The organism is Streptomyces sp. TM32, assembly GCF_004122755.1.
Taxonomy (GTDB): domain Bacteria; phylum Actinomycetota; class Actinomycetes; order Streptomycetales; family Streptomycetaceae; genus Streptomyces; species Streptomyces sioyaensis.
This window is the reverse complement of record NZ_SDIG01000207.1, coordinates 1-10086: the sequence shown is the minus strand read 5'-3', so window position 1 is coordinate 10086 and position 10086 is coordinate 1. Positions and strand designations below refer to the sequence as shown.

Below are 10086 nucleotides of genomic sequence, written 5' to 3'. Positions count from 1 at the left end.
CCCCCTCCCTCCCCACCTCAAAGTCACCTTCTACCCCCGCCCGCGCACCTAGGCTGGCCTTCATCGAGCAGGTGCACTCAACCCCCTTTCTCAGCACCGCAGTTACGGGAAACCCATGGATCCCACGCCCATCCTCGCCCGCCTCAGCCCGCAGGCCCTCGGTCCGCTGGTCCGCCGGCTCTTCCTCCCCGACGGGCCGTGCGCCGAGCCGACCGACCGGCCCGTACCGCTCGCCCGGCTGCTCTCCTTCACCGGCGAGAAGCCGGCCCTGACCGAGCGTGCGCTCTCCGGCGTCGCCGCGGCGCTCGTCGAGCAGGCCTCGGTCGGCCCGGCCGGGGACGTGGACCAGGCCCTGGCCACCGCCCTGACCGGCACCCTGCGGGCGCTGGCCGACACCGGGATGGACGACACCGACGCGGTCCGCCTGCTGCCCGCCGCATTCGCCCGCCGGCTGTGCGAGGCCGTGCCCGGGGCCACTCGCGGCCTGACCCCCGACGCGGCTCAGCTGCACGGTCTGCTGCTGGACGTCGCGGCCCTGCATATCCTGCACTTCCTCACCCGGCGCTCGCCGTACGTGGCACACACACTCGCCGAGCAGACCCGTACCCTCGCCGGACTGATCGACGGCCACGGCAGCGCCGTCCCGCGCACCCCGCCGCCCGCCCCGGAGGACGCGGCCTCCCAGGACGCCGCCTTCGAGGCGCGCTACGCCCGGGCCACCGCCGCCCTCCACAACCACCTCACGATCTTCGGCATCGATCTCGCCCACTCCCCCGACAGCTGGCCGCTGGACGCCGCCTACCTGGGGCTCCAGTGCGAGCCCGGCCCCCAGGACGGCGAGGCCGCGGCTCCGGGCGCCGGCGGGCAGGACGACCCGCCGGTCCCCGCCGAACAGGCGCTGTCCGGCCGCGACAAGGTCCTGGTGCGCGGGGTGGCCGGGTCGGGCAAGACCACGCTGTTGCAGTGGCTGGCCGTCGCCACCGCCCGCGGGGAGCTGCCCGGGACGCTGGCGGAGCTGCGCGGCCGGGTGCCCTTCCTGCTGCCCGTACGCCGCTTCGCCCGGTCCGGCCTGCCCACCCCCGGAACGTTCCTCGGCGCCGTCGGCCATCAGGAGGCCGAGGACGCGCCGGCCGGCTGGACGGAGCGGGTGCTCGGCGCGGGCCGGGCGCTGCTGCTGATCGACGGGATCGACGAGGCCCCCGAGAGCGACCGCGAGGAGGTGCGCCGCAAGCTCGTCGCTTGGACCGCGCGCTATCCCGGCAACGTCTGGATCGTCACCTCCCGGCCGTCCGCCGTGCCCGGCAACTGGCTGGCCGGCGAGGGGTTCAGCGAGCTGTCGCTGGCCCCGATGAACCGCGAGGACGTCGCCGCGTTCATCCACCGCTGGCACCGTGCCGCGGCCCAGCAGCGCCCGGCCGACCTCGACCGGCTCGGCCATTACGAACGGACCCTGCTCAATGCCGTACGGATCACCCGCGATCTGGGGCGGCTGGCGACCAATCCGCTGATGTGCGGGCTGCTGTGCGCCCTGCACCGCGACCGTCGCGGCTATCTGCCGCACGGCCGCAAGGAGCTCTACGACGCGGCGCTGTCGATGCTGCTGGAGCGCCGGGACCGGGAGCGGGCGATGGTGCCCGTCGACGGTGTCGAGCTGACCCGGCAGCCCAAGATCCAGCTGTTGCAGAAGCTGGCCCACTGGATGCTGGTCAACGGCCGTTCGGAGATCGACCGGGCGACCGCGGTCGCCACGCTCGCCCGGCATCTGCCCGCGATCCCGGCCGCGGCCCGCCAGGGCGGCCCCGAGGAGGTCTTCCGGCACCTGCTCAACCGCACCGGGCTGCTGCGCGAGCCCACCCCCGGCACCGTCGACTTCGTCCACCGCACCTTCCAGGACTACCTCGCCGCCCGCGCGACCGTGCAGCGGCACGATTTCGGGCTGCTCCTCGACCATGCCCACCACGACGACTGGGAGGACGTGATCCGGATGGCCGTGGCGCTGGCCCGCCCCGACGAGTGCGCGGCCCTCCTGGACGGGCTGCTCGCCCCGCACCCGGGCGTACGCGCTGCCGAGGCCCGGCACCGCAAGCTGCTGGCGGCGGCCTGTCTGGAGCATGCGGCCGAGCTGGATCCGGCGGTCCGGGCGCGGGTCCGGCGCTTCACCCGCGACATGGTGCGGCCCAGCACCCCGGCCGCGGCCCGTGCCCTGGGCTGGATCGGGCCGATCGTGCTGGAAATGCTCCCCGACCCCACCCACGTCCCCGACAGCGAGGCCTACCTCCTCGCGATCACCGCCACCTCGATCGCCGACGACATGGCGATCGACTATCTGACGGGCCTGCGCGAGCGGGCGCATCACGACATCCGCGCACAGCTCGCCGGGGCCTGGCGGCGCCATGACACCGCCCGCTACGCCCGCGAGATCATCGCCCACCTCGATCCGGCCGAGCTGTACTTTCCGGTGTCCGACCTGGCGGAACTGCATGCACTGCGCCGGCTGGGCGGCCGCCCGCATCTGCAGATCGCCGGGCCTTTCACCCCCGACCAGCTCATCGAGGGCATCGCCCCGGCCGAGGGCCTGACCCGGCTGTGGCTCGCCTACGATCTGGGCGTTTCCCTGGAATGGCTCTCCGCCTTTCCGGAACTGGACACCCTGCGGATCGGCCGTCGTATTCCGCCGGTGCGCGGCGTTCCCGACGGTATTCGCCTCGTGCAGATGTAGCGGGTAGCGGGCGGATACCGGTCCCGTCGGCAGAGCCGGCCGAAAACAGCCATGTGAATGGGGGCGCTGCCTTTCCGGGCACACACCACAACGGCACTGCCCCGGAACCGTGAGAAACGGTTCCGGGGCAGTGCCCTGTGCGAGAGGGACGCGCGGCGCGCGGTGCTTACGCGTCCTTGCTCAGGTTGGGGCCCGAGCCGCCGGTCGCGGACTCGATCGGCGGGGCGTCGGGCAGCGCCGACTTCTCCTCGCCGCGGAAGGTGAACTTGGCGGTCTCACCCTCGCCCTCGGTGTCGACGACCACGATGTGACCGGGACGCAGCTCGCTGAAGAGGATCTTCTCCGAGAGGGCGTCCTCGATCTCACGCTGGATCGTGCGGCGCAGCGGACGGGCGCCGAGCACCGGGTCGTACCCGCGCTTGGCCAGCAGCGACTTCGCCTCGCCGCTGAGCTCGATGCCCATGTCGCGGTCCTTGAGCCGCTCGTCCACCTTGGCGATCATGAGGTCGACGATCTGGATGATGTCGTCCTCGGTCAGCTGGTGGAAGACGACGGTGTCGTCGACACGGTTGAGGAACTCGGGGCGGAAGTGCTGCTTGAGCTCTTCGTTGACCTTGTTCTTCATCCGCTCGTAGCTGGACTTGGTGTCGCCCTGGGCCGCGAAGCCGAGGTTGAAGCCCTTGGAGATGTCCCGGGTGCCGAGGTTGGTCGTCATGATGATGACCGTGTTCTTGAAGTCCACGACCCGGCCCTGGGAGTCGGTCAGGCGACCGTCCTCCAGGATCTGCAGCAGCGAGTTGAAGATGTCCGGGTGGGCCTTCTCGACCTCGTCGAAGAGCACGACGGAGAACGGCTTGCGGCGCACCTTCTCGGTGAGCTGGCCGCCCTCTTCGTAGCCGACGTAGCCGGGAGGCGAACCGAACAGCCGTGAGACCGTGTGCTTCTCGCTGAACTCCGACATGTCGAGGGAGATCAGCGCGTCCTCGTCGCCGAACAGGAACTCCGCCAGCGTCTTGGACAGCTCGGTCTTACCGACACCGGACGGGCCGGCGAAGATGAACGAGCCACCGGGACGCTTGGGGTCCTTCAGGCCGGCACGGGTACGGCGGATGGCCTGGGAGAGCGCCTTGATGGCGTCCTTCTGGCCGATGACGCGCTTGTGCAGCTCGTCTTCCATCCGCAGCAGCCGGGAGGACTCCTCCTCGGTGAGCTTGAAGACCGGGATGCCGGTGGCCGTCGCCAGGACCTCGGCGATCAGCTCCTCGTCCACCTCGGCGACGACGTCCATGTCGCCGGCCTTCCACTCCTTCTCCCGCTTCGCCTTGGCGGCCAGGAGCTGCTTCTCCTTGTCGCGCAGGCCCGCGGCCATCTCGAAGTCCTGCGAGTCGATCGCGGACTCCTTCTCCCGGCGCACATCGGCGATCTTCTCGTCGAATTCGCGCAGGTCCGGCGGCGCGGTCATCCGGCGGATACGCATCCGGGAACCGGCCTCGTCGATCAGGTCGATCGCCTTGTCCGGCAGGAAGCGGTCGGAGATGTAGCGGTCGGCGAGGGTGGCCGCGGCGACCAGCGCGGAGTCCGTGATGGAGACGCGGTGGTGCGCTTCGTAGCGGTCCCGCAGACCCTTGAGGATCTCGATCGTGTGCGGCAGCGACGGCTCCGCGACCTGGATCGGCTGGAAGCGGCGCTCCAGGGCCGCGTCCTTCTCCAGGTGCTTGCGGTACTCGTCGAGCGTGGTGGCACCGATGGTCTGCAGCTCGCCTCGCGCCAGCATGGGCTTGAGGATGCTCGCGGCGTCGATCGCGCCCTCGGCGGCGCCCGCACCCACCAGGGTGTGGAGCTCGTCGATGAACAGGATGATGTCGCCGCGGGTGCGGATCTCCTTGAGGACCTTCTTCAGGCGCTCTTCGAAGTCACCCCGGTAGCGGGAGCCGGCGACCAGGGCACCGAGGTCGAGGGTGTAGAGGTGCTTGTCCTTGAGGGTCTCGGGCACCTCGCCCTTGACGATGGCCTGCGCCAGGCCCTCGACGACCGCCGTCTTGCCGACGCCGGGCTCGCCGATGAGGACCGGGTTGTTCTTGGTACGGCGGGACAGCACCTGCATGACCCGCTCGATTTCCTTCTCGCGCCCGATGACCGGGTCGAGCTTGGTCTCGCGAGCGGCCTGCGTCAGGTTGCGGCCGAACTGGTCCAGGACGAGGGACGTCGAGGGCGTGCCCTCGGCGGGGCCGCCGGCCGTGGCGGCTTCCTTGCCCTGATAGCCGGAGAGCAGCTGGATGACCTGCTGCCGCACCCGGTTGAGATCGGCGCCCAGCTTCACCAGGACCTGGGCGGCGACACCCTCGCCCTCGCGGATCAGGCCGAGCAGGATGTGCTCCGTACCGATGTAGTTGTGGCCGAGCTGGAGGGCCTCGCGGAGCGAGAGCTCCAGGACCTTCTTGGCACGGGGGGTGAAGGGAATGTGCCCGGACGGGGCCTGCTGGCCCTGCCCGATGATCTCCTCCACCTGCTGGCGGACCGCCTCGAGCGAAATCCCGAGGCTCTCCAGGGCCTTAGCGGCGACACCCTCACCCTCATGGATCAGGCCCAGGAGAATGTGCTCGGTGCCGATGTAGTTGTGGTTGAGCATCCGGGCTTCTTCCTGAGCCAGGACGACAACCCGCCGCGCGCGGTCGGTGAACCTCTCGAACATCGTTAATCGCTCCTCAGAGCGGTCAGGCAGTTAGGGGTCGGTCCCCTCCCTGTCCTTCCGCATGCTAGTCCCGCGGGGCGGGACAGCTCATTCCAACTGCCGACACCCGTCCGGATCACCCCCGCTCCGGCGGGGAAATTTACTGCCGAACAGCTGACATCTGCTCCAACTCGATGGTGCGAGACGATGTTCCCGCAGGCCAGGCATATACGCCCTCTGCCACTACGCCCGTGGCGAACGCGCCGTGTACCGACACGCCGTCCGCCGTCGGCCACCAGCCGGGGCGGAACGCCTCGGGCGCCGGTCACACGGTCTCTTCCCACTGAGACTGTCTTACCCGCTGCCACTGACACTCCATGCGGCATCAGCCGCTTCCATCCGCTACGGGCGAACATCTGCACGCCGTCACCGGCTCCGCCGCACCCCACACCCGGAAACGGAACGTATCCGAACCTCTACACAGCGTAACTTCAGCCGTAACTTCCTGAGTGTTCGGGAGTTGCACCGGGCATGGCCCGCGTGCTTCCGCGCCCCCGCAGCCCCCTCGCCACCGTCCGCCGGTGGTACGAGGAGGAAATGGGCTGGCCGACCACCGGAACGGAACCGGTGGAACTGCTGACGGGGCTGCGTTTCGACGTCCTGGAGATGCCCGCCTGTGCGGGGTACGCCGTACTGCGCCGGCTGCGGTGCACCGGACCGGTGGCACTGCTTCGGACCGGACGCGACGGGAATCGGCCGGGTAATCGGCCGAAATTGCTCATCTTCATCGCAGCCGGCGGCGCCGAGGAACTCCCAGGAATCCTGGAATGGCTGGAGTGGGGCGCGCTCGCGCCGGATCTCACGGCGCGTGGGACCGGAGACCGGATGCCCGCACCGGCGTTCCCCACTGGTCCAGCACTGTCATACGGATTCGGCTCGCGGGAGGCCGCGGGATGGGTGCGGCCTCCCCGACCCGAGTACGAGGCGGAGAATTCCCTGCCCACCACGGGGCCGGGAGCAGGAATCGGGGACGTCGGGGGCGCCCCCGACCTCGTACGTCTCGTGAGCGCGGCGGCCACCGAGTGCCACCGTGCCCGGTTGTTGCATGCTGGTAATGCCCAAACGGACCGCGCGAACGCCGATCAGCCGTTGGCCTTCTCGAATGCCTCGCGAATGTCGGCGGGCACCCGGCCACGGTCATTGACGTTGTAGCCGTTCTCCTTCGCCCACGCGCGGATCTTCGCGGTGTCCTGGCTGCCACCGGAAGCCGCCGCACGGGACTTGCCACGACCGGAAGAAGCGCGGCCACCGGTACGGCGGCCCGCCTTCACGAAGTCGGCAAGCGACTCGCGAAGCTTCTGGGCGTTGCTGTCGGAGAGGTCGATCTCGTAGGACTTGCCGTCGAGAGCGAACGTCACGGTCTCGTCCGCCTCGCCACCGTTGAGGTCATCGACAAGAAGAACCTGAACCTTCTGTGCCACCGGTTTCCCTTTCATCGAATGCGGATTACGACGGAAAGCAAACCGCTTTTCCGGGAAAAACACAAACCCTTGGGTAGGGTTCACTTGCCCGCAGACCGGGGAACGCATGCTTCCGTACCCATGAGATAGGGGAGCGATTCGGACATAGAACACTCATCACAGGTGCAGAAGCATCCGGCTGTTACCCAGGGTGTTGGGCTTCACTCGTTCGAGGCCCAGGAACTCCGCAACGCCCTCGTCATAGGAACGCAGCAGCTCACTGTAGACATCACCGTCTACCGGGGCATCGCCGATCTCCACGAAGCCGTGCTTGGTGAAGAAGTCGACTTCGAAGGTGAGACAGAAAATGCGCCGCACTCCCAGCCAGCTCGCGGTGCGCAGCAGCTTGTCCAGGACCTGGTGGCCGACACCCGACCCCTTCAGCCGCGGATCCACCGCCAGAGTGCGGACCTCCGCCAGGTCTTCCCACATGACGTGGAGCGCTCCGCAGCCGACGACCTCGGCGTCTTCGTCGCGCTCGGCGACCCAGAACTCCTGGATGTCCTCGTAAAGCGTGACGGTGGCTTTGTCGAGCAGGATCCCGTCACGTGAGTAGGCGTCGATGAGGCGGCGTACGGCGGGAACATCGCTGGTCCTGGCGCGGCGCACGGTGAGGCCTTTTGAATGCGGAGGCATGCCGGGACGCTATCGCCCCTTGCCGGTGGCGTTCGCCCCGGGTTCATCCCCTTCGGTGGATCCGGCTTCCCCGGCCCCTTGCGGCCCCGCTTCCGCTTCGCCTTCTTCCGCCGGCGCGGCCTCTTGCGCCTGTTGTTCCGCGCCTTCCGCCGGTTCGTCGACTTCCACCATCCGCACGGCATCGCGCAAGGCCTGGCGCTGTTCCGGCGACATCATGCCGAAGAAGGCCACAAGGGCGGCCGCGGGGTTGTCACTGGCGGACCATGCCTCGTTCATCAGTGCGGCCGCGTAGGCGGCGCGAGTGGAGACCGCCTCATATCGATAGGCGCGGCCTTCTGCTTCGCGGCGCACCCAGCCCTTCTGATGGAGGTTGTCCAATACGGTCATGACCGTTGTGTAGGCGATGGACCGTTCCTTCTGGAGATCTTCCAGGACTTCTCGAACGGTGACTGGGCGGTTCCACTCCCAGACCCGCGTCATGACCGCGTCTTCCAGATCACCCAAGCGTCTCGGCACACAAGAAGAATAGTGGGAGATGTCGTGAATGCCCGTTGATCTCGTGGCGTTTGTGCCGGAAAAAGGACATACGACCCGGGATGGTCATTCCCGGGTCGTAGTGCGCGCGGACCGCCGAAAGGCTGCAGGGCTCAGGCGCCGTGCGCCTTGGGCTCCTGGGCGGCGGATTCGGCGCGGGCCAGCAGGGCGTCCGCGGCGGCGTCCTCCTTGGACTTGTTCGCCCCGCCCTGGCTCTTGACCATGGTCACGATCAGAGCGGTGAAGGCCACGGCCATCACCACGGGCGGGAGCAGCGCTGCGACGTAATCCATGCCGTTCGGCCTCCTTGAAGGATGTGACCCTTCGAGGGTACGCAGCGCTCAGGCCGTGCGGCTCTCGGGGGGCGGGGCGGGCTTGCGGCGGGGCGGGAAGACCTCGCCCGGCGTCGGGATCGGCCGGCCCGGCCGGGGCTCCTTCGGATGCGGCGCGGGCGCGGGCGCGGGTTCCGGCTTGCGCTCCGGCTCCGGCTCCCGCTCCGGCTCGCGCTCCCGCCCGCCGAGGGTGGCCGAGCGGCCGCCTGGGAGCGCGCGGAGCCGGGCCCGTACGGAGTGCTCGGCCAGCTGCTCGCAGTGCCGCAGCAGGGCCCTGCGGCGCTCGCATTCGGCCATCGTGGCGGGCAGGGCGCACAGCGAGCGCAGGGCGGCGAGGTCGTCGGGGCCGGGGACGTGGCCGGCGGCCAGCGCCTCGGTCAGCTGGGCGAGGTAGCCGACCGCCGAGCCGGGCAGGGCCGCGCGGTAGCGGTCGAGGTCGGCGAGGAGGAAGGCGCGCAGCCGGCCGCCTTCGCGGACCGCCTCGTCCACCGCCTCGGCCAGCCGGAGATATTCCTGGATGTCCTGTGACCACTCGGGCCCGAGGGCCGGGAGCGGGGCAGGGTGGGACGTCGTCTCAAGGGCATGGGCGAGGGCGCGACGGAGCACACGCAACTCATCGGCGCTGAACGCCATGCCGCCGCGGGTTCCGTTTGGCATTGGCATATAGCGACTTTACGACCGTTTTCGACAAAAGCCGCTTAATTCGTGAACGGTGGCGCGGCAGCGAGCCGCGCCACCGGGTGCATGGCGTCGAGCAGGGCGGCAAGGGCCGGTCGGTGCCCCAAGGCGGAGACGGGCGCGGCACCCGCTACGAGCGGGCGATGTTGCGCTCGTAGACCAGCCGCAGACCGATGAGGGTGAGCCACGGCTCGTGCGCGTCGATCACCGACGACTCGCCGAGCACCATCGGGGCCAGCCCGCCGGTGGCGATCACGGTCACCTCTTCCGGGTCCTCGGCCAGCTCCCGTGCCATCCGCTGCACCACACCGTCGACCTGGCCCGCGAAGCCGTAGAGGATGCCGGACTGCATGGCCTCGACGGTGTTCTTGCCGATGACGCTGCGCGGCCGGGCCAGTTCGATCTTGCGGAGCTGGGCGCCCTTGACGCCCAGCGCGTCGACGGAGATCTCGATGCCCGGCGCGATCACGCCGCCGACGTACTCGCCGCGCGCGCTGACCGCGTCGAAGGTGGTGGCCGTACCGAAGTCGACGACCACCGCGGGGCCGCCGTAGAGCTCGACGGCCGCCAGGGCGTTGATGATCCGGTCGGCGCCGACCTCCTTGGGGTTGTCCATGAGGATCGGCACGCCGGTCTTGACGCCGGGCTCCACCAGGACGGCCGGGACGTCGCCGTAGTAGCGGCGGGTGACCTCGCGCAGCTCGTGCAGGACGGAGGGCACCGTCGAGCAGATGGAGATGCCCTCGATGCCGTCGCCCAGGTCGTCGCCGAGCAGCGGATGCATCCCCATCAGGCCCTGGAGGAGGACGGCGAGCTCGTCGGCGGTGCGACGGGCGTCGGTGGAGATCCGCCAGTGCTCGACGATCTCCTCGCCGTCGAAGAGGCCGAGGACGGAGTGGGTGTTACCCACGTCGATGGTCAGGAGCATGCTGCACACCGCCTCGGGGTCACGCCAGGCACGGACGGCTCGCCTGGGGTGGTGGATGGGGCGACGGG

9 protein-coding genes are annotated in these 10086 nt (G+C 69.6%); 2 read left to right on the top strand and 7 right to left on the bottom strand.

Annotated elements, in window-relative coordinates; translation table 11 throughout:
• The first annotated feature begins 115 nt into the window (after positions 1 to 115).
• Positions 116 to 2719 carry an NACHT domain-containing protein gene (locus EST92_RS28715; RefSeq protein WP_129283632.1) on the top strand — a complete coding sequence of 868 codons (2604 nt, stop codon included), beginning with the start codon at positions 116 to 118 and terminating at the stop codon, positions 2717 to 2719.
• Between the two features lie 166 nt (positions 2720 to 2885).
• On the opposite strand, the gene EST92_RS28710 is transcribed toward EST92_RS28715, so the two are convergent.
• Complete coding sequence (locus EST92_RS28710; RefSeq protein WP_129248535.1) at positions 2886 to 5411, bottom strand: ATP-dependent Clp protease ATP-binding subunit; 2526 nt, start codon at positions 5409 to 5411, stop codon at positions 2886 to 2888.
• Positions 5412 to 5921: 510 nt separating this feature from the next.
• On the opposite strand from EST92_RS28710, the gene EST92_RS32460 reads away from it, so the two are divergent.
• Complete coding sequence (locus EST92_RS32460; protein WP_129248534.1) at positions 5922 to 6602, top strand: SCO3374 family protein; 681 nt, start codon at positions 5922 to 5924, stop codon at positions 6600 to 6602.
• Here the strand turns inward: EST92_RS32460 and EST92_RS28695 are convergent.
• The 6 genes from EST92_RS28695 to EST92_RS28670 form a co-directional block, all read right to left on the bottom strand.
• Positions 6533 to 6871: an Lsr2 family protein gene (locus tag EST92_RS28695; RefSeq protein WP_006604017.1), complete on the bottom strand. Its 339-nt coding sequence runs from the start codon at positions 6869 to 6871 to the stop codon at positions 6533 to 6535. The two genes, EST92_RS32460 and EST92_RS28695, sit on opposite strands and share 70 nt — an antisense overlap.
• 156 nt (positions 6872 to 7027) lie before the next feature.
• Complete coding sequence (locus tag EST92_RS28690; RefSeq protein ID WP_040898709.1) at positions 7028 to 7546, bottom strand: amino-acid N-acetyltransferase; 519 nt, start codon at positions 7544 to 7546, stop codon at positions 7028 to 7030.
• A 9-nt stretch (positions 7547 to 7555) separates the two neighbouring features.
• The gene (locus tag EST92_RS28685) at positions 7556 to 8062 is read right to left on the bottom strand and encodes a BlaI/MecI/CopY family transcriptional regulator (protein WP_129283631.1); all 507 of its coding nucleotides are present in this window, start codon (positions 8060 to 8062) and stop codon (positions 7556 to 7558) included.
• A 131-nt stretch (positions 8063 to 8193) separates the two neighbouring features.
• Positions 8194 to 8373, bottom strand: a complete 180-nt coding sequence (locus tag EST92_RS28680) for a hypothetical protein (RefSeq protein ID WP_129248532.1) — start codon at positions 8371 to 8373, stop codon at positions 8194 to 8196.
• Positions 8374 to 8421: 48 nt separating this feature from the next.
• Entirely contained in the window at positions 8422 to 9045 is a 624-nt protein-coding gene (locus EST92_RS28675) for a hypothetical protein (protein ID WP_129283633.1), read from the bottom strand.
• A 175-nt stretch (positions 9046 to 9220) separates the two neighbouring features.
• Positions 9221 to 10018 (bottom strand): type III pantothenate kinase, encoded by a 798-nt coding sequence (locus EST92_RS28670; RefSeq protein WP_129248531.1) that lies wholly within the window; start codon positions 10016 to 10018, stop codon positions 9221 to 9223.
• Positions 10019 to 10086 lie beyond the last annotated feature (68 nt).

Coding starts and splice junctions, on each gene's coding strand:
- EST92_RS28715 (WP_129283632.1), top strand. CDS start 116: ATGGATCCCACGCCCATCCTCGCCCGCCTCAGCCCGCAGGCCCTCGGT.
- EST92_RS28710 (WP_129248535.1), bottom strand. CDS start 5,411: ATGTTCGAGAGGTTCACCGACCGCGCGCGGCGGGTTGTCGTCCTGGCT.
- EST92_RS32460 (WP_129248534.1), top strand. CDS start 5,922: ATGGCCCGCGTGCTTCCGCGCCCCCGCAGCCCCCTCGCCACCGTCCGC.
- EST92_RS28690 (WP_040898709.1), bottom strand. CDS start 7,546: ATGCCTCCGCATTCAAAAGGCCTCACCGTGCGCCGCGCCAGGACCAGC.
- EST92_RS28680 (WP_129248532.1), bottom strand. CDS start 8,373: ATGGATTACGTCGCAGCGCTGCTCCCGCCCGTGGTGATGGCCGTGGCC.
- EST92_RS28675 (WP_129283633.1), bottom strand. CDS start 9,045: ATGGCGTTCAGCGCCGATGAGTTGCGTGTGCTCCGTCGCGCCCTCGCC.
- EST92_RS28670 (WP_129248531.1), bottom strand. CDS start 10,018: ATGCTCCTGACCATCGACGTGGGTAACACCCACTCCGTCCTCGGCCTC.